23 protein-coding genes are annotated in these 18,759 nt (G+C 52.1%); 3 read left to right on the top strand and 20 right to left on the bottom strand.

Annotated elements, in window-relative coordinates; genetic code table 11:
* Positions 1-7: 7 nt before the first annotated feature.
* The 20 genes from G340_RS0108790 to flgB all read right to left on the bottom strand — a co-directional run bounded on the left by G340_RS0108790 (position 8) and on the right by flgB (position 15,677).
* Complete coding sequence (locus tag G340_RS0108790) at positions 8-784, bottom strand: flagellar biosynthetic protein FliR (protein WP_020073282.1); 777 nt, start codon at positions 782-784, stop codon at positions 8-10.
* Positions 785-831: 47 nt separating this feature from the next.
* Positions 832-1,098 carry a flagellar biosynthesis protein FliQ gene (gene fliQ, locus G340_RS0108785; protein ID WP_020073281.1) on the bottom strand — a complete coding sequence of 89 codons (267 nt, stop codon included), beginning with the start codon at positions 1,096-1,098 and terminating at the stop codon, positions 832-834.
* A gap of 36 nt (positions 1,099-1,134) precedes the next feature.
* Complete coding sequence (gene fliP, locus G340_RS0108780; RefSeq protein ID WP_020073280.1) at positions 1,135-1,869, bottom strand: flagellar type III secretion system pore protein FliP; 735 nt, start codon at positions 1,867-1,869, stop codon at positions 1,135-1,137.
* Positions 1,856-2,275, bottom strand: coding sequence for a FliO/MopB family protein (locus G340_RS0108775; RefSeq protein WP_020073279.1), 420 nt, complete (start codon positions 2,273-2,275; stop codon positions 1,856-1,858). Before G340_RS0108775 ends, fliP begins: the two co-directional genes overlap by 14 nt.
* A 24-nt stretch (positions 2,276-2,299) precedes the next feature.
* Complete coding sequence (locus G340_RS0108770; RefSeq protein ID WP_020073278.1) at positions 2,300-2,662, bottom strand: response regulator; 363 nt, start codon at positions 2,660-2,662, stop codon at positions 2,300-2,302.
* A gap of 34 nt (positions 2,663-2,696) precedes the next feature.
* Positions 2,697-3,896, bottom strand: coding sequence for a flagellar motor switch phosphatase FliY (gene fliY / locus G340_RS0108765; RefSeq protein ID WP_081626942.1), 1,200 nt, complete (start codon positions 3,894-3,896; stop codon positions 2,697-2,699).
* Between the two features lie 24 nt (positions 3,897-3,920).
* Positions 3,921-4,919 (bottom strand): flagellar motor switch protein FliM, encoded by a 999-nt coding sequence (gene fliM, locus G340_RS0108760; RefSeq protein WP_020073276.1) that lies wholly within the window; start codon positions 4,917-4,919, stop codon positions 3,921-3,923.
* Positions 4,920-5,049: 130 nt separating this feature from the next.
* Entirely contained in the window at positions 5,050-5,250 is a 201-nt protein-coding gene (locus tag G340_RS0108755; RefSeq protein WP_020073275.1) for a flagellar FlbD family protein, read from the bottom strand.
* 74 nt (positions 5,251-5,324) lie between these two features.
* Entirely contained in the window at positions 5,325-6,611 is a 1,287-nt protein-coding gene (locus G340_RS0108750) for a flagellar hook protein FlgE (protein ID WP_020073274.1), read from the bottom strand.
* Between the two features lie 80 nt (positions 6,612-6,691).
* Complete coding sequence (locus G340_RS0108745; RefSeq protein WP_020073273.1) at positions 6,692-7,099, bottom strand: TIGR02530 family flagellar biosynthesis protein; 408 nt, start codon at positions 7,097-7,099, stop codon at positions 6,692-6,694.
* Between the two features lie 33 nt (positions 7,100-7,132).
* The gene (locus tag G340_RS0108740) at positions 7,133-7,822 is read right to left on the bottom strand and encodes a flagellar hook assembly protein FlgD (protein WP_020073272.1); all 690 of its coding nucleotides are present in this window, start codon (positions 7,820-7,822) and stop codon (positions 7,133-7,135) included.
* Positions 7,823-7,838: 16 nt separating this feature from the next.
* Positions 7,839-9,146 carry a flagellar hook-length control protein FliK gene (locus G340_RS0108735; RefSeq protein WP_020073271.1) on the bottom strand — a complete coding sequence of 436 codons (1,308 nt, stop codon included), beginning with the start codon at positions 9,144-9,146 and terminating at the stop codon, positions 7,839-7,841.
* Positions 9,147-9,198: 52 nt separating this feature from the next.
* Positions 9,199-9,639, bottom strand: coding sequence for a flagellar export protein FliJ (gene fliJ / locus G340_RS0108730; protein ID WP_020073270.1), 441 nt, complete (start codon positions 9,637-9,639; stop codon positions 9,199-9,201).
* Positions 9,640-9,645: 6 nt separating this feature from the next.
* The gene (fliI, locus tag G340_RS0108725) at positions 9,646-10,944 is read right to left on the bottom strand and encodes a flagellar protein export ATPase FliI (protein ID WP_020073269.1); all 1,299 of its coding nucleotides are present in this window, start codon (positions 10,942-10,944) and stop codon (positions 9,646-9,648) included.
* A 24-nt stretch (positions 10,945-10,968) separates the two neighbouring features.
* The gene (locus tag G340_RS0108720) at positions 10,969-11,790 is read right to left on the bottom strand and encodes a FliH/SctL family protein (RefSeq protein ID WP_326522360.1); all 822 of its coding nucleotides are present in this window, start codon (positions 11,788-11,790) and stop codon (positions 10,969-10,971) included.
* The gene (gene fliG, locus G340_RS0108715) at positions 11,774-12,781 is read right to left on the bottom strand and encodes a flagellar motor switch protein FliG (protein WP_020073267.1); all 1,008 of its coding nucleotides are present in this window, start codon (positions 12,779-12,781) and stop codon (positions 11,774-11,776) included. Before fliG ends, G340_RS0108720 begins: the two co-directional genes overlap by 17 nt.
* The gene (fliF, locus tag G340_RS0108710; RefSeq protein WP_326522359.1) at positions 12,774-14,366 is read right to left on the bottom strand and encodes a flagellar basal-body MS-ring/collar protein FliF; all 1,593 of its coding nucleotides are present in this window, start codon (positions 14,364-14,366) and stop codon (positions 12,774-12,776) included. The genes fliG and fliF overlap by 8 nt, the downstream gene beginning before the upstream one ends.
* A 152-nt stretch (positions 14,367-14,518) precedes the next feature.
* Positions 14,519-14,815 (bottom strand): flagellar hook-basal body complex protein FliE, encoded by a 297-nt coding sequence (fliE, locus tag G340_RS0108705; protein WP_020073265.1) that lies wholly within the window; start codon positions 14,813-14,815, stop codon positions 14,519-14,521.
* A 6-nt stretch (positions 14,816-14,821) separates the two neighbouring features.
* Entirely contained in the window at positions 14,822-15,262 is a 441-nt protein-coding gene (gene flgC / locus G340_RS0108700; protein ID WP_027103934.1) for a flagellar basal body rod protein FlgC, read from the bottom strand.
* A gap of 25 nt (positions 15,263-15,287) precedes the next feature.
* On the bottom strand, positions 15,288-15,677 hold the full coding sequence (gene flgB / locus G340_RS0108695; RefSeq protein WP_020073263.1) for a flagellar basal body rod protein FlgB: 390 nt from the start codon (positions 15,675-15,677) through the stop codon (positions 15,288-15,290).
* A gap of 441 nt (positions 15,678-16,118) precedes the next feature.
* Between flgB and G340_RS0108690 the strand changes: the two genes are divergently transcribed.
* From G340_RS0108690 to flgK, 3 genes are all read left to right on the top strand, one after another.
* The gene (locus G340_RS0108690; protein ID WP_326522358.1) at positions 16,119-16,427 is read left to right on the top strand and encodes a flagellar biosynthesis anti-sigma factor FlgM; all 309 of its coding nucleotides are present in this window, start codon (positions 16,119-16,121) and stop codon (positions 16,425-16,427) included.
* Between the two features lie 72 nt (positions 16,428-16,499).
* The gene (locus tag G340_RS0108685; RefSeq protein ID WP_020073261.1) at positions 16,500-16,979 is read left to right on the top strand and encodes a flagellar protein FlgN; all 480 of its coding nucleotides are present in this window, start codon (positions 16,500-16,502) and stop codon (positions 16,977-16,979) included.
* Positions 16,980-16,992: 13 nt separating this feature from the next.
* On the top strand, positions 16,993-18,747 hold the full coding sequence (gene flgK / locus G340_RS0108680; RefSeq protein ID WP_020073260.1) for a flagellar hook-associated protein FlgK: 1,755 nt from the start codon (positions 16,993-16,995) through the stop codon (positions 18,745-18,747).
* Positions 18,748-18,759: the final 12 nt, after the last annotated feature.

The raw sequence follows: 18,759 nt of genomic DNA, 5'->3' as shown, positions 1-18,759 counted from the left end.
CGCCGCGCTACATCAGCATCCGGTAAACCCCGCCGATCTGATCAAACATCAGGTCGATCATCCTTTCAAGGAAGGACGCCAAAGGCCCGGCCATCAGAAAGAGAATCCCAAACCCCAAAAGCACCTTAACCTGTATGTTGATCATGAAAATGTTCAGCCGGGGCACGGCCTTCATGACCAGACCAACCGCAAATTCCGTAATCAGCTGCGACGCCATGACCGGCAGCGACATTTTCACCGCGTAGATCAAGACCAGCCGGAACAGCTCCACCAAATGGGAAAAAACCTGCTGGCCAATGGCGAGCTCCCCGTATGGAACCATGACGCAGAGCTGCACAAACACCTGAATCAGCGTGCGGTGCGCGCCGGTGGCAAAAAAGAGAAGAAAGAACATCGCGTTGATGAAGGAGCCGGAGATCGGCATGGAAACGTTGCTCTGCGGATCGTAAATCTTCGACATGGAAATGCCGATTTGCATATCCATATTTTCACCGCTGATCAAAATCACCGACAAAAACAGCTGAATGACAAAGCCGATCAGAAAGCCCAGCAGCAGCTCACGCAGCATGGTGACGAAAAAGATGAGAAAGCTCGGCAGCTCCACTGTGCGCACCGGAACCAGCTGGTATGAAAACAACGACAGCATGAGCGTCAAGCCCACACGCACGACCACCGGAATGCTGGTTCGCCCGAAAATCGGGCTGAATACCACGCAGCCCGTCATACGCATAAAAATCAGAAGCAAAAGAGTTACGTTGTAATTGAGAGTGACAAGATCTAACATTCCGAACCCTTTCTGCTCCTTTTTCGGACCCGTTTTTCCAACAGCCCCTAATTCAGATTTTCGATCAAGCTGAAAATGTAAGTGACAAAATCGCTCATGACCTCCATCATCCACGGCCCCAGCAGAATCAGCACCACGGCGATGATCAAGAGCTTCGGAACAAACGAGAGCGTCTGCTCGTGAATCTGTGTCGCCGCCTGAAGCACCGCTATCACAAGGCCGATCAGCACGCTGGAAACCAGAATCGGCATCGCGAGCTTCATGGTGACGAGAATCGCCGCCTGAAATACTCCGATAATCTCAGATGTCGTCATGAATTAAAAATCCTTCCGAATAGAGTGGCGCCGACGCTACATGTTAAAGCTGGAAACCAGAGTCTTGAACAGCAGGCCCCAGCCGTCTACCAACACAAACAGCAGCAGCTTGAACGGCAGAGAAATAATGGCGGGCGGCAACATGATCATCCCCATAGACATCAGCGTGCTGGAAACCACCATGTCGATGATCAAGAACGGGATGAAGATCAGAAACCCGATCAGGAAGGCCCGGCGCAGCTCGCTGGTCATAAACGCGGGAATCACCACCGTAAGGGGCGCTTCCTCCGCGGATTTGATCTCCGTTTTGGAAAGGTTCAAAAACAGATTCAAATCGTCCTTTTTGGTCTGCTTGAGCATAAATTCCTTCATCGGTACAGCCGCCCTCTGAACAAACTGCTCCTGCGTGATCTGCTCCTCTTTATACGGCTGGTAAGCGTCCTCATTGATCTGCGTAAGCACCGGCGTCATGATGAACAAAGAGAGGAACAGGGCCATCCCGATCAGCACCTGATTCGGAGGTGTTTGCTGTAGCCCCAGCGCGTTGCGCAGAAACGACAGCACGATGATGATCCGCGTAAAGCACGTCGTCATGATCAGAATGGACGGCACGAGCGCCAGAATCAGGAACATCTGGAGCATCTCGAGCGTATCCACCCCGTTGCCGTTGATCTGGATTCCGGTGGAGGCGGCGGACGCCTGAACCGGGAGGAAAGCCATCAGCAAAAGCGAGAGCAGCGCCGTTACCAGAACTTTTTTACGGCTTTTCATCTTCACTGTTTTGGCCCCGGCCTTTTCTTTTTCCGGCTTCGGCAATTCCCCTGAACTCATCAAACGATTTCACGCTCCATCCGTTTTTCCTGGCCTGCTGAAACAGGTTCACAAAGCTGGCCGCCGGCCTGCTCTCCTGCTCCGGCTTCAGCTCCTCCGCCGAAAACTCCTGCAAAATTTCTACGCTCTGGCTCGAAAAGCCGATTAAGTAATACTTCCCGCAGATCTGCGCCAGAGCCAGTCCCTTATCCTGCGACAAAGGAACCTTTTCCAGAATTTTAATATTCTGAGAATTGGAAAATGTATTGATCTTCTTTGCGGCATACCTGCTGAACGCATAGCAGCCAAACAGAATGATCGCTATGCCAAACAGAGAGAACAGCAAAGAGAAAAAATCGTCACCCATGCGCTCTCCCCCTTTGAATACGCATCAGCCCAGAATGCTGTTAACGGTCTTCATAATGCGGTCCGGCTTAAAGGGCTTCACAATAAAATCCTTTGCGCCAAGCTTGAGCGCGTCGACAACCATGGTCTCCTGCCCCATCGCCGAACACATAACCACTCTGGCGCTGCTGTCCATCTCGCGCAGTCGGCGGAGCGCCTCCAGGCCGTCCATCACCGGCATGGTGATGTCCATCAGAACCAGATCCGGCTTTTCTGCCGCATAGGCTGCGAGCGCCTGCTCACCATTGCCGGCCTCCACAATCTCGGTGTAGCCGTTCTTCTGCAGGGTGTCTTTAATCATCATCCGCATAAACGCAGCATCATCCACCAGCATAATTTTCTTTCCCATGATCGTTCCTCCTATAAGATGAAATCCTTATTCTTTATTTTAAAGCATTGATAATATCAACATTACTTGATATTTCAGTAATACGGACTCCGTAGTAATCATCCACCACAACAACGTCGCCCTTGGCAATCCGCTGACCGTTCACAAAAATATCCACCTGCGAACCGGCCTGCTTGTCCAGCTCCAGAATCGTACCTGTGGTAAAATCGAGGATCTCTTTGATTTTCCGCTTGGTACTGCCGATTTCTACCGTTACCTCGAGCGGTACCGACAAAATCATGTTCAGGTTGTTGGACTGATCGGTGGTCAGCACTGTTTCCTGCTCGTCAAAATTCTGATACGACGCGCTCTGAATCTCATATGGCGGGCTTTCAGGCTGACGCATATTTCCGCGGATCACCGGCGTGGGCTGCATCGGCGGCGCCATAGGTGCTGGCGGGGCGCTGTACGCCGCTGCCGGAACACCGTAGGCCGTTTGCGCAAAGCCCGCCTGCGGATCGGGTTGATAAGCGGGCGGGGCCGGACGCGGCGCCGGGGCTGCCGGAGGAGGCGTTGGAGCCGCAGGAGCCGGGGCCGGTGCAGCCTGAACCGGTGCGGGCTTCGGCGTGCTTTCCAAAGAGGAACTGCCGAACCCAAAGCTGGAAATTAAATCCTTCGCCAGGCCCAGGCTCATAATACTGATGAATTCACTGTTTGTCAACTCGCCGATCATCAAATTGAAATGAATGGCGATGATCGGCTCATCGTCGTTAAAGTATTTCTTTTTGAACTGCTCGGAGTTTTCAATTTTAAAAGAACTCGGCGGCGATATGTTAATCGGGCGGTTCAAAAGCTGCGAAAGCGCAGTGGACGAAGCGCCCATCATTTGATTCATCACTTCGCAGATCGCACCCAGGCTCATTTCGTCCAGAACGAAATCTTCCTCGGAGTATTCTGTCTGCAGCAGCAGCCCGACAATAATGCGAACATCCGATTCCTTGAGAACCATCACGTTCGTTCCATCCAGACCGCTGACATAATTGATTTCGACCGCCACGGCGGGCTCAAGGCCCTTGAACTCAAACTCCTGCGCTGTGACGATGGTTACCCGGGGTGTGGTAATATTCACGCGCTGTTCCAGCAAAGTGGAAACTGTAGTGGCAGACGACCCCAGGCTGATATTCATGATTTCGCCAATGCTGTCGATTTCCATTGGCGACATCAGTTCCTCATGATTAGACCCGTTAGGCTCCATAGAAATCACCTTTCCATTCGAAAATTATAATATTTGATCAATTTTTACCGCGTACTTTTTCTTTTTGGTTCCGATCATCCCGGTAAACCATGGAAGATCCTCCACGCAAACCGTGATCCGATTTTCTTCAAGCGGCGTATTGAGGGTGATCACGTCCCCGATCTGAAGACCTAAAAAGTCTTTCAGAGTGATTTGTGTTTTTCCAAGCACAGCCGAAACATAAAGCGGCGATGCTTTCAGGCCTTTCATGATGATCTCTTTGCGTTCCTGCTCCACCTCAGGGTCATCCTTGCGCGGAATTCTAATGTATTTGGAGTTGAATACTTTAAAAATCTCCTCCAGCGAAGCGGCGGGTAAACATATATTCATATTCCCTTTTAAATTATCCTCCAGCGTGATCTCAATAACCACGATGGCGACGGATTCGTCGGGCTGTATTGACTGCATTAAACGCGAGTTTGTTTCGATCATATCGAGTGTATGATCAATTTCGATGTAATTGGACCAGGAATTTTTCAGCAGGCCGAGCATCTGCTTAAACAGATACTCCATGAGCGCGAGCTCAATATCGGTATAATCCCGGTCTATATTGTATCCGGAGCCGTTTCCGCCCAGCATGCGGTCAATAATCGAAAACGAAATCGGGCGGGACAGCTCTAACAGAATTTGCTTGTCATCAATACGGTGCTCCTGATTGTGCATTCCGATCATCGCGACCAAAACGGAATCGTTGAGCGCGTTATTGAACTCTTTATAGTCCTCTTCCTCTACCTGCAATATCTCCATCTGGCACGAGATGCGGAGCATACTGGCCAGCTGCAGACTGAGCATGCGCGAGAAGTTATCGAAAATATTATCCAATAGCTTCAGCTGCTCCCGAGAGAACTTTTTGGGCGACATAAAGTCATATTCTTTTACTTTCGGGCCGTTTGATTGGGTTTCCACATCTTTAAAATCGACATCTCCACTTTGCAAACTGCCCAGCAACTCGTCGATCTGCTGCTGCGACAATATTTCCGCCATAGTACCACCAATCCCTCGTCAAGTTAAAATCTGCGGTATAAAAACAAGTCCTGACCCTCGTGAAACACCCGAGGACAGCTCCGGAGGATCCGGACGGCCCCCCACAGGGAAAGCCCGGGCATGTGCCGCACTACGATGTGCGAATGTCATTCTGGAAAATCTTTTGGTTGTAAGCAATGACCTTTTGAACGATTTCTTCCGGCTTTTCGCGAACAAGAAAATATTTGCCGGTCGTGGTCGTCACTTTTGTTTCCGGAATCAGTTCAATGGTTTCAATTAAACTGCTGTTGAGCACAAACGTTACGCCATTCATATTCGTCAGCTCTACCATAACGCACATCCCTCTTTGATATGGAACCACCGCTCCTGAACCGACCCCGGCCCAGGAACGGCAGCCACTTTCAATTATCGTTTCAGGTTTACCAGCGTTTCGAGCATTTCATCGCTGACGGTAATAATTTTTGAGTTTGCTTGAAAGCCTCTCTGCGTCATGATCATATCGGAGAATTCATTCGCGAGGTCTACGTTGGACTGCTCCAGACCGCCGCTTCTCAGCGCGCCGGTGCTGTCGTTGCCCGCGCTGGTATAAGTGATGTCGCCCGTGTTGGCGACAGCCTTGTAGTAGGAGTTCCCCTCGTGCTGCAAAGCGTCGGGGTTTGGAACGTTGGCAACGGCGATTTTGCCGATGATCTGAATCGTGCCGTCGGTGCCTTCACCGGTGATCGTACCGTCGGTACCAACGGAGATATTCTTCATTTCACCCTTTGTATTGATGATTTTTTTTACATTCTCCTTGCCCGTTCCGTCACCCTCAAAATTGGCCTCTTCCGTAATTTTACCGGTAGTGGCTGTGACGTCATCCGCATAACCGGCGACCGTACTGGCATCACCGGATTTGATGCCGTCTACTTTAATTAATGATTTATCGAAAGACGTAGACCAATCTGACCATAAAACGTCTTTTCCGTCCTTGTCCTTGCCGATAATATAATTATCGGAAGCATCTTTATCACCATCTGTTGGAGTCGTCGGCCAGTTTGTAGTCAGGGCAGTCATCAGGCCGCCCTTCGTCATATTATCGGCCCCCAGAGTTACAGTGATCTTTTTCTTTTTTAAATCGATATCAACCTTAGAGGTAGTCGCGGTCGCAGTATCCTTTACAACCTCGATCTGGTAGCCATCCAGATAACCTTGTCCGTTTTTTTCACCGTCCGTCAAATTACCAAAGGTGATCTTGGTGGTACCTACATTGGTTGTGCTCTGTGTGGACGCAACCGAATACCCGCACACAAAGTTGCCGTTGCCGTCGGTCAGGTTGCCGTCGCCGTCGAAGCTGAAGGTACCAACCTGTGTCAGGCGCTCGTTGCCGGCGCCGTCCTTTACCACAAAGTAGCCCTCGCCATCGATGTATAAATCCATGGAGCGCCCTGTGGAGGCAAAGCCGGTACGGCCGTTTAAAATATCGATTGAGCCCACCGAGGAACCGTAACCGATTTGTGATGCATTGCTGCCGCCCCGGTTACCGGATGCATTGGTGGCGGAAGAAATCGTTTGATAATACACGTCGCGAAAAGTCGCGCGCGAAGATTTAAAGCCATAGGTATTCACGTTGGCAATGTTATTGCCGATGACGTCCATTCTGGTCTGATGGGATTTCAGACCGGTCACACCGGAAAAAAGTGATCTCAGCATAGTTAATCTCCTTTTCTGTGTCCGGCGCCGTCGGGCTTATCTGTCGGTCAAAGCCCGGTAACTTCCTCTGCGAGGTCCGGTTACAATACAACGGCTCCGTCAATATGGGTAAACACGTTCTCTGCCATTTCCCGGCCATTGAGCATGGTAATGACCGTACTGCTGGGGACATTTACAATAAATGCCGTGCTTCCGTCCAAAATCAGCGCGTCGCGCACGCCCTTGGCTCTGGCTTTTTCTACCGCGCCGCTGAGCTGTGTCAGCCTTTCGGGAGAAAGCTCAATGGAGCGGGACTCCAGTCTTTGAACGGCGTGCTTTGAGAAATTCAGCGAGCTGTTTTTGGAGAGCGACTGGCGCACCAGCGCGGCAAACTCACTGTTCTGGGGCTTTACCTGCGTTTTCTGCGCCTGAGACGGCAACGGATTCGTCACGCCGTAGCTCGGCGGAATCAACGCGGAATAATTTTTCTTAAATTCTAAATCGTTCATAGCGACTCCTTTTTGAAAGGCTCAAAAAGCAGCTCATCCTTTGGCGGCCGGGTTCGCAGAACCCGATGAATCAGTATCGGGAGGCTTGTCGCCGGAGGTCTTATCGCCGGAGTCCGCGGGATCCGCATCCTGCGTAAGAACCTGGCGTACGGCCGAAAGCGTGTATTTCTGGCCATCGACAACCACCATGGCCTCGCCGGAAGCAAAGGAGCAGGAAGTAACCGTTCCCGTGTTCTCCACCACCTTGCCATCCTTATCGTAGCCGCTGACCTGAACCTTTTTGCCCACCAAAGAAGCCGCGTACTGATAGGATTCGTAGCTCGCGTCATTGACCACTTCCATAATATTGGAAAGTCCGTATGACCTGCCGTTGACCGTAACCGTCGTATCGCCGGACGAAAAATCGGCTTGACTGACGATTCCGATGTCGGAGACATACTTTCCGGTCGTATCATACTTTGCAACACTTACTTTTTTCCCGATCAGGGAACTGCCGTACTGGTAGCCTGCATACTGATTCAGGTTTTCCAGAGCCTGCAACGAGGTGAACTGGGCCATCTGAGCCACAAACTCGGTATCCTGCGTCGGGTTCAGAACGTCCTGATTTGAAAGCTGTGCCGCAAGCAGGCTTAAAAACTGCTCGATGCTGAGGGAAGATGAGGATTTGGCACTGCTTCTTTGAGTGGATGCGCCGCTGTAACTGTTGATTTGGCTGATATCCAATGGGACACCTCCTTTGTCATAGGATGCTGCTCTGTTCTTTGAGCTGCTGAAGAACATTGAGGAAATCTTCTGTCGTTTCCTGCTCCGGTTGCTGCCGGCTCTGCTGCTCGTTCTGCTGCTGACCGGAGGATTCCTGCTCCTGCTGGTAATAGGCGGGGGCATCCTGCGGCGGCTGCATTACCTGAACGGGCTGGCCTACGGCTGATTCCAGCAAAGAACGGATTTCACCGGACCCGGACGCCAGCAGACTCTGTGTTCTGGGGCTGTCCGCCAGAATATCCACCACCAACAGGCCCTGCTCCATTTTAAGCGAAACGGAAATTTTGCCGAGATTCTGCGGGAACAGCTCCATGCGGAAGCTGTTGTTTTGGGCCTGAATATTTTTGACGATTTGTTCCGTCAGGTGAGCGGCCGTACCGGCAGAAAGCTTTGACGAAGCGGAAGCATGCGCCGCAAAGGAAGCGGAAACGGGGTCGTTCTGGCTGACGAACAGAGCCGCGAAATCGCTGTGCTGCTCGGAGGCGTTCCCCGTTGTGTCGGCAGGCTTGTCCTGTGTATGGCCGGATAAGGCGGAGTCGGCATTGTTCTGCCGGATTTGCACCGGAACGGGCATTGTGGCCGCCGCGCCGGGAGCATTCGCCGAAAGAGCGGGAATCCCCTGAACCGCCTGATTCCCTTTCTGCTCTGTTTTGGAGGAGACGGAAAGCGGATCGGCCGGCGGCACTGCAAGCTGCGGGAGCGCTGCTTCCTGTACGATCGGCTGTACGGGCGCTTCCGTCTGCTGCAAAGCGGGAAGCTGTACCGGCGGCAATTGCGCCTGCTGTGCGGCGGGAATATCCGCCGTTTGGGCTGCGGCTGCCGGCACGGCGGGCTGCGTTTGCGGGCTTGTTTGCTGCTGAAGAAGCTGCTGCAGCGGCACACCTGTTTTTTCCGCCGCGGAACCGATGGCTGTGAGAGCTGCGCGCGCCGTTTCAGAGGATGCCGAAAGAACCTGCGGAACCGCCGTGGGGAGAAGATTTGCCGGTGGTTGTTCCCCCTGCTGTGCAGCGGAGGCATTTCCCATCACAAGCCAAAGCATTGCCGGAGAAACGATGCTGTTTTGCGGAACCGCCTCCGGCAGTTTTTCTTCTTTTGCCGTAGGGAGCGCTTCTTCGCCTGACGTCTGTGTATCCGCTTTTTCGGTTTCGCCCTTCGTTTCTTTGGACGGAAGAGAGCTTTCGGCCTTTTTCAGAGCGGTTTTAAAGCTGGCCGCATCCGGCTGAATCTTTTCTTTGGGCTCTGCCTTGGGCAGGCTGATTTGCTGTACACTGATTTGTTGCACCATTGATTTTCACCTCCTTTCAATCTCAACTGTATCAAATAAACTTCAGAAAGAATCAGGAAACTTTAATCCCTTGCGAAACAAATTCTTCGATTTCCAGCTCCTGCCGCCTGCGGCAGCCGGCGTTGTATTCATCGAACTGCTTGTCGCGCAGCTTTTCCAGACCGGATATTTCCTGATTCGACTGAACGACGCTTGCCTGTTTTTCTTCCACCTTGTTTCGCAGCTCAACCCGCTGCGTTTCCAAACGGCGGATATTCAGCTCCATGGAACGGAAGTACATTTTATAGACCGCAATGTCTCTGGCGTTCAGGCCGGAGATCATGGCGCGGGACATTTCCTGATTCAGCTGGGATAGCTCCAGCTTCACGCGCTGAATCTCGTGGTCTAGGTCGCGCAGACTGGCCCGCAGGGCAGACAGCTCCTGCTTTTTGACATCCAGCTCCTGCTCGTGAAAGCGGAGGACCTTTTCCAATGTAAACACAAATTTCTTCATTCTCTGCTACATCTCTTTCATGATTTGAATGGTGTCCTCAAAAGAAAAGCACTCATTCACCTGCTGGCATAAAAACTGATTGACGGAATCCATCTTTTTGACCGCCTCATCCAAACGGAAATTCAGCCCCGGCTTGTACGCCCCGATCGAGATCAGGTCTTCGTTCTGCCGGTAAACAGAGAGCCAGTTGCGAATTTTGCCCGCGGCCTGGCGGTGATCCTCCGGCACGATGTCGTTCATCAGGCGCGAAATGCTGGCATTGACGTCGATGGCCGGGTAATGATTTTTGTGTGCCAGCTCTCTGCTGAGCACGATATGTCCATCTATAATACCGCGCACGGTATCGGAAATCGGCTCGTTGGTATCGTCGCCCTCTACCAGAACCGTATAGATGCCCGTAATGGAGCCCTGCTTAAAGTTGCCGCTGCGCTCAAGGAGCTTGGGCAGCTCTGCGTAAATACCGGGCGTGTATCCGCGTGCGATGGGGGGCTCCCCCGCCGCCAGCCCGATTTCGCGGTGGGCCATGGCAAACCGGGTCAGAGAATCCATCATCAAAAGGACATCCTTGCCCTGATCCTTGAAGTATTCCGCGACGGCGGTTGCCACCATCGCGCATTTCAGGCGGTACATTGCCGGCTGATCCGACGTCGCCACCACCAGAACGGAACGCGCGAGGCCCTCGGGGCCAAGATCCTTTTCCATGAACTCGGCAACCTCGCGCCCGCGCTCGCCAACCAGAGCGATCACGTTCACATCCGCGGTAACGTTTTTGGCGATCATCCCCATCAGGGTGCTTTTTCCAACGCCGCTGCCCGCAAAAATGCCCATTCTCTGGCCTTTGCCGATCGTCAGCATACCGTCGATCGCCTTGATGCCGAAGGTAAGCCGCTCGCTGATGCGGGGCCTCTCCAGCGGATTGATGTAGGCTGAATCGACCCCGTAGCGTTCTCCCGTTGGGAATTCGCCCTTGCCGTCGATCGGACTGCCGGTCGCGTCGATGATTCGCCCGATGAGGAAATCCCCAACCGGAATCCACAGCTTTCGGCCGGTGGAGCGAACCAGACTGCCAAGACCAACCCCCTTCACATCGCCGTAGGCGACCAGAAGAACATTCCCGTTTTTAAAGCCGACCACCTCCGACAGAACCGGAGGAGAATCCTGCGCGCCTTCGATGGTGCAGATATCGCCGACGTTGGCGGATATGCCGCTGACTTCGATCATTGAGCCGACAATATTGGCGACTTTCCCCTTGCAAACCACGGAGTCCATCTCCTGCAGGCGCTCCAGCCGTTCGTCCAGCGTCATTTGCTCTCCCCCTTTCCGTATCGTTTACAAGTGGAGCTCGTAAGAAATTTCGTTTAACTGTGTTTCCACCCCAGCGTCCAGCTGACGGTCCGGCAGGTCGATCCGGCAATCCGAATCCTTCAATGAAGCCAGGGGCACAATGCGCAGATTTTTTGAAACCGACTGCAGGCGTTCCATCAGCTGAGGATCGGCCTGAAGCAGCTCCGCCACTCTGGAAGACACATGAATGCACGCCCATTCCTGATCGTGATATTCCTCCAGCACGCCGGACACGATCGCGGGAACCGCGATGCCTTCGCTGACCTCCCGGTGCAGCACCTTGCGGGCAATTTGCATGGACAGCGCTTCGATCCCCGACCGGAATTCCTCCAGAATCTGTCGTTTGCTCTGCTCAAGGTCTTCGATCAGCCGGGTGATTTCCTCGCGCTGCCGGTCGGACTGCTCCCGCAGTTCGCGGATTCCGGCCTCATGGCCTTCCCGCAGGCCCTGCTCATAGCCCTTTTCGTAGCCCTCGCCGTGGCCTTTCTCAAAGCCTTCGGCGCTGCCCCTGGAAAACCCCTCCTGGTAGCCCGCGGTTTTGATGCGGGACGCTTCCTCATTCATCTGCGCCGTAGATTCCCGCAGCTGATTCATGGTGTAGCTGCGGGCGTTCTCCACGATGCTTTTCGCCTGCTCCAAAGCCTCCTGCAAAATGGCTTCCTGACTGCGGCTGCCATCTCCGCGCACTGCGGAAACCCCGGCAGGCTCGCCGTGCCTCTGGCTCGAGGCCAGCTCTGAAAGCTTGACCTCCCGCACCCCGGAATGTGTATATTGCGAAGCTTTGATGACGTTAGGCAATGAACTCATCCTTTCCGCCCTTCACAATCACTAGCTCGCCTTCGCTCTCCAAGCGGCGGATGATGCCGACAATGCGCTGCTGCGCTTCTTCCACGTCACGCAGCCTGACATTGTGCGTGTACTCCAAATCGGAGCGAACACTTTCGCTGGAACGCGTAGACATGTTTTTGAAAATTGTTTCGGCCACCTCTTTGTTGGCGCCCTTGAGCGCAAACACCAGATCCTTGGAATCCACCTCGCGCAGAAAACGCTGGATGGACATGTCGTCCAGAGCGGTAATGTCCTCGAATACAAACATTCTCTTGCGGATTTCTTCGCACAAAGCCGCATCCTTGCGGGTCAGCTCGTCGAAGATATACTTCTCGTTCGCTCTGTCCATATTGTTCATGATATCCGCAATGTAATTGACGCCGCCGATCTCGGTAAAATCCAGAGACATGAGCGAAGAGAATTTCTTCTCAAGGTTCTGCTCCACTATTTTAACGATCTCAGGCGAGGTTCGATCCATTGTTGCGATTCTTTCAACGACCTCAAGGCGGACATCCTTGGGCAGCTCCCCGATGACGCTGGCCGCCTGATCCGCACTTGTGTAAGAGAGAATCAGGGCGATTGTCTGCGGGTGCTCGTTCTGAATGATCGCGATGATGTTTTTGTAGTCCGCCTTGCGGATGAACTCGAACACCTTTGTCCTCAAATTGCGCGTGACTCTCTCCAGCAAAGAGGTCGCCATCTGCGTGCCGTACGCCTTTTCCAGAACGTTGCGCGCATATTCCACGCCGCCCTCTGTAATTACCTTCTGCGTCAGGCAAACCTGATAGAAGTTATCCAGCGTATCCTCCACGTCCTGGGCGGAAAGCTGGTCGAGCCTCGCAATTTCAAAAGTGAGCTGCTCTACCTCGTCCTCTTTTAAATATTTGTAGAGTTTCGAGGCATTTTCAACGCCGATCGCAACAATAACGGATGCGGCTTTTTGAGGTCCTGCCAGTTTTGTCTCACTCATTAAAGTCATCACCCCTCAGCCATGTTCTGATCAACTGGGCCGCGATTTCAGGATTCTGAGCGGCGAAATCTTTCAGCTTGCCGCGCAGAACTTCCTCTTTTCCAGATCGCACTTCCCGGGATTTCTCCAGAGCCTCCAAAGCTTCTTTTTTGCTCCGGAGCGCTTCTTCTGCTTCTTTTCTCGCCTGTTCTCTTGCCAAGGCTTCCGGATCCTCCTCCGCTTCTTCCTCCGGCTCCTGACCGCTGACCGGCGTCAGCTCATAGAAGTCTTCAGGCACAGGAATTTCTTCGCCCTCGGCCTCCACCATTTTTCTCTTTCTGGCCCTTGTAACCGCCAGAAGAATGATAATCAGAAGGAGCAAAGCCGCTGCGCCGATACCGACAAAGATCAAAATCCGGGTCATTTCGGGAGTAATCAGCCCGTTCGATGCGGTTTCCGCCGCCGGCTTCTCCGCAAACGGAGCATTGTACACGACAACCTTGGAGGGATCGATCGCAGCCGCATGGGCCACCAGGTTCGCAATCTGCGTGCGCTGGGTATCGTTCATCATCTGCTGATTAATCACGACTGAAATCGTCAGATCCTTAATGCTGGCCGCATCGCCCTGAACCTGCTCCTTCACCTGACTGACCAGATATTTATACGATTTTTCATCCTTGGCATATATGGTGTTTCCGTCCACCGTTACACCGGGATAAGTGGTGATGTCGGAGTTGGTCTCCGCTCCGGCCGCGCCGCCCGAGGCGCCGTTCGCGCGCTCCTGCTCCGTTTTTTGGGACGATTCGCTGATTACACCCGTATTTCCGCCTTCCGTCGACGGTTTGTAGGTAATAATCTCCTGTATTTTTTTGTCAACGTCCATCACGCTCTTCGCGGTGATCCCGACATTATTGGCTCCGAAAACGGGGCCCAGCACCTTCATGACGCTGCTTTCCACATCGTTTTCGTATGCCTTTTCGATGGTTCTTTTGAACTGGGAGAGATCCACCTGGCTGCTGCCGTCGCTGGCGCCGCCCAGTTCTTCGCCGCTGGAGGTATCAATAACCGCCACATTTTCGGCGGTAAGATTCGGTACGCTTTTGGAAACCAGCTGCTTTATGCCGTTGACCTGCTTTGTGTTGAGCGAGTTCTCCCCATATAAGGTAATGGAAACAGACGCGGTTGGCTTTGTGGTATCCTTGCTCCAGGCATAGGTATTTTCTTCCGGTATGCTGATGGTCACATTGGCGTTCTTCACGCCGTCGAGCGTTTCAATGACTGCTTCGAGCCTTTGATTGAGCTGATATTTTTCGATTGTCTTTTTCTCGTAGTCCGTAGTCATTACATCGGTGTTTGAGGTAAAGAAATCGTAATTCGGTGCGGTTTTCGGGTACCCCATATTCGCAAGATCCATGCGAAGGGAATTTTCTTCATCCTTCGGCACCAAAATCGTGCCGTCCTTCTCTTCATAATTGACGTTGCGTTTCCCGAGCTCGGTCATCACCTCAACGGCTTCCTGATGCTCCAGCCCCGGGTAAAGCACGACATACGGCGGCCGATTCAGTAAATATGCGGCCAATACGGCAATTAATACAATCCCCGCCAAGCCGCTGATCCAAATAATTTTTCTTTTTTTGATTGATTGCTCCAAAAGGTTTTCACTGGTTCGATATATTTTTTTAGTTGCTCATTCATGGTTCACCCTGACAGACGCCTTTCCAAACATATGTAGTAGAATGCGACAAAAAAGTCCGGAATCTAAACACTCATTCTCATAACTTCGTTATAAGCGTCCAGCGCCTTATTTCTCAGTTGAACCAAAAGCTGAACAGACATGGTTGCTTTTTGTGACGCTATTATAATGTTATGCAGGTCGTCCGACTGGCCGGTTGCCAGCTTATATACCTCATTCTGAACAGCCTGGTCCGTTTCCTTCACGTTGTTTACCGCATCCTGGAACAAAGACTGAAAAGGCAGCTCCGCCTGATCCGCGGCCTTTGGAGCCTGATTAAGCTCCTCCAGCAAATGAATCGGCTGTATCGGTGTTATCATCATAATGGTTTATCTCCCCATCTCCAAAGCTTTCGCAGCCATATTTTTCACAGCGTTGAACATAGTCAGATTTGCATCCCAGGCCCGGGTAGCGGCCATCATATCCACCGTCTCCTTGACGGGGTCTACGTTAGGCATCATGACATACCCCTCCGCGTTGGCGTCCGGGTGTGTCGGGTCATACACCGGCGTAAAATCACTGGGGTCTTCCGCAACCTGAGCCACCTGCACGCCCTGACCGGCCTGCTCAAGCTGGTTTTGAAACATGCGGCGAAAACGGGATTGATTCTCTCCCTGCGTCTGCAGTACGACAAGCTTTCTGCGGTACGGCCCGCCGTTTTGCGTGCGGGTGGTTGACGCGTTCGCCATGTTTTCCGATATGACATCCATTCTGAACTGCTCCGCCGTCAAGGCGGAGGCACTGATATTCAAGGAACTCAAAAAAGCCAAACTCATTCAGTCCTTTCTGTTATTGTCAGCCCCTGCCGTCTGTGATCACATAACGCAGACGTGAAAAATAATCGGAAAGCGCTCGCATAGAATACATATAATTAAATTGCGTTCTTGCAATTTCGGCATTCTGCTCGACAACGTCCACATTGTTGCCGTCCATCCGCTGAGACAAAGCCTGCGAAACCGTTACCTGCGGCTGCGTATCGTCAATCGCCTGCAGCAGCTCCGACCTTTTTTGCGATGATTGTGAAGAAAGGTTTTTTTGCAGCTCCTCTTCAAAGCTGACCTCCCTGCTTTTGTAGCCGGGGGTTTCCCAATTCGCCAGATTACCGGAAATCGCCCGCTGACGCACCCAAAGCCCGTCCAAATCCTTTGTTAAAAGATTAATAGGAACACTATTCAGCCAATCCATATATACACCTCTCGTTTTCCTGCCCAATTTTTATTGAGATTTTCTAAAAAAAACTAAAAACGCACAAAAAAGAAGAAGAATTTGAGTCTTATTCGACTCCCAAATTTGTATAAAGTATTAAGTTTTTGTGACCGGATTTAAACTAATTATATACATCGAATCGACAATAGTCAACTTATTTCTGCAAAGTTTAACCTGTTATTCCTACAATATTTTCCAAACTTTTGCTTTTGAAAAACCACATCTATATTAATGTAAAAGAAACCGGAGAATAGAGCCATGGTTAAAAATGCGGGAATCGTTTCATAAAAATACGGCTGTTTTTAGAACAACACCATAAAATAATCTTAACGATTCCCAAAAACCCACTAAACTGTCGGGTATTTGTGCCGATATTATGGGTATGAGGTGAATGAGATGAGAATTGAGAATCAGGGATACGTGTCAAACACATCCGGCAGCGGCTATGTGAACAAGGCGTCACAGAACAGCGAGCTGAACCGCCAGCAGACAAACGGAGCCAAGCTGGATAAAATCTCCGCTTCGTCCAGACGCGACACCATTGAAATTTCTCAGCGCTCTCAGACAGAGCGCCCCACTCTTGTGCAGGCCAAAGAACAGATCGTTGCCAGCCTGCGCCAGGAAAAAAGCCCGGAGTTTCTGGAAGAATTGAAATCCAGAATCGCCTCGGGAGAATACAATGTTGACCCTTACGAGCTGGCCGGTCTTCTGCTGGACCAAAGCGTCTGACCGACCGGGCCTCTTTTATTATGACAGCACAGCCTTCGTGGCCGCGGAACCCCAACAGCAAGGAGCGATAGGATGGATCGGGCATTATCGGAAGAATTTGTAGATTTCCTGAATCGTTATCTGGTGCTTTTTCAGGAGTTTTTCGCTTTGGAAACGCAGAAATACCAGGATATTTCTCAGGGACAAATCGACAGGCTGAACGACCATGTGAAAGCGGAAGAAGTGTTTATGCTGAGATCCAAAGGGATGGAGGCCGAGCGCGAACGGCTGATGCGGCGCGCTCAGGTTTCGGTGTCTACCTTCCGCGAGCTTCTTCCCCACTTTGACCCAGAGGTGCGGCAGCGGGCGGAAGATCTTTTCAGCGACTTCTCCACTTTGATCATGGAGCTGAAAGAAATGAACCTGCGCTGCAACTATTTGACCGAGCTGCGGCTTCGGCGAGTGGACGCGGCGCTGAAAAAAATGAAAAAGCAGCCTGAGCTGCAAAAGAAATATGACGCGAAAGCCAGAGAGGAATCGGATTCCGCCGGCTTCATTTCTAAAAAAGTATAAGGAGCGCAAAATCATGGCGTCTAGCTTTTCTTCCTACTTTGTAGCACGAAGCGGTATTCAGAATGCGCAGTACAATCTGCGGATTACCGGCCAGAACATGGCGAATGTTAACACGAACGGAACCTCTACCGTCTACACCCGGCAGCGGCTGGATTCCTATGCGGTGGGTTCCTCCGGCAACAACATGCGGTACGCCAACACGTCGGATCTGGCGATTGGCGGCGGTGTGGACGCCAAGGGCGTCTCCCAGCTGCGCGACCCTTATTTGGATGTTCGCTATCGTCTGGAAAGCGGAAAGGTATCGAAATCCGGCGCGGAAGTAAACACGCTGAGCAGTGTGGAGGATCTTTTTGACGAGATCAGAAAAAACGGCATCAACAGCCAGATTACCGATCTGATCAAGCAGCTCAACACGCTGGCCGGCTCCCCGGCGGATACCAACCTTGAGACGATTGTGAAGAACTCCGCCCTGCTGCTGACACAGGCCTTTCACAATGCCGCCGAGCAGTTGTCCAGTGTGAGAAAGCAGGAGACCGACTCTTTTATGACCACCGGCATCGACCAGGCCAACAGTCTGCTGAAGAATATCGCGCAGCTGAACCGCGAAATCAAAAGCTGCGATATTTCTCAGGTTCCGGCTCTTGAGCTGCGCGACCAGCGCAATATGCTGCTTGACCAGCTGAGCCAGGAGTTCAACATTCGGATTTCGAGCTCCTCTGTTTCGATCGGCGCGGGACGCACCGTGGAAGAGCTGCAGGTGAGTCTGGTGAATGGAAACAACACCATCCCGCTCATCGACAACGATCAGTACGTGCAGTTCGAGGCCGCTCAGAATCAGGACCAGATTGCATACACCGCGGACGGCGCGGACGGCAATCCTCATGTATATAAAACAAAGGAACTGAACGTTTCCGTTTACATGCGCGGCCTGGACGGTCAAATGGTCAAAAACACGGACGGCTCCGATCACGTTTTCAATGACGACCTGACAACCGGCGTGTTCGGCGGGTATCTCTCCATGCTCAACGACAACGGCGAGTTCGACGCCCACGCTGGCGGTACCGTTACGGCTTTGGACGGTGAAACGGTTACAGCGGATGCTTTGCCGACCACCGCCCGCGGAATCGGCTACTATGAAAAGGTAATGGACAGGCTCGCGCAGGATCTGGCTAAGACCCTGAACGACGTGAACGCGGTCTCCACGACCGTTACCGACCCGGATGATCCCACGAAAACGAAAACGGTCACCGTTGAAAAACCGCTGTTTTCTTCCAGCGACGGCGCAGGAACGCCCATCACCGCAGCAAATATTTCCATTTCCGATGAGTGGAATACGGCAACCGGAAACTACATCACCGCCACGAAGGAAGAAACTCTGGATGGCGTTGACAACTCGAAAAGCGGAAAAAACATTCTTTACATGGTGCTTCAGTTTTCCAAAGAGAAGACGTTTACAACCGACGCCTCAAATACCACTGCCAACGGCGGGGTTTCTCTGTTTACCACGTCGCTCAGCTCGTATGTGTCGAAGGTTTCCACCACGCTGGGCCTCGACATAAAGACCGCCACCAATGCGAACGAAACCTATTCGGCAAACCTGAATAACATCGATACCCAGAGGGCTTCTATCTCCTCTGTGGATCTGAACGAAGAAGGAATCAATCTGGTCATGTTCAATCAGGCCCTGACGGCCTCCTCGCGCTTTATGACCACGATGGACGAAGCAATGGACACCATCATCAACAAAATGGGCGTCGTTGGCCGCTGACAGGGAACGAAC

Source organism: Faecalispora sporosphaeroides DSM 1294 (genome assembly GCA_000383295.1).
Taxonomy (GTDB): Bacteria; Bacillota; Clostridia; order Oscillospirales; family Acutalibacteraceae; genus Faecalispora; species Faecalispora sporosphaeroides.
The sequence above is the reverse complement of the archived record's forward strand: the minus strand, read 5'-3'. Positions and strand labels throughout refer to the sequence as shown.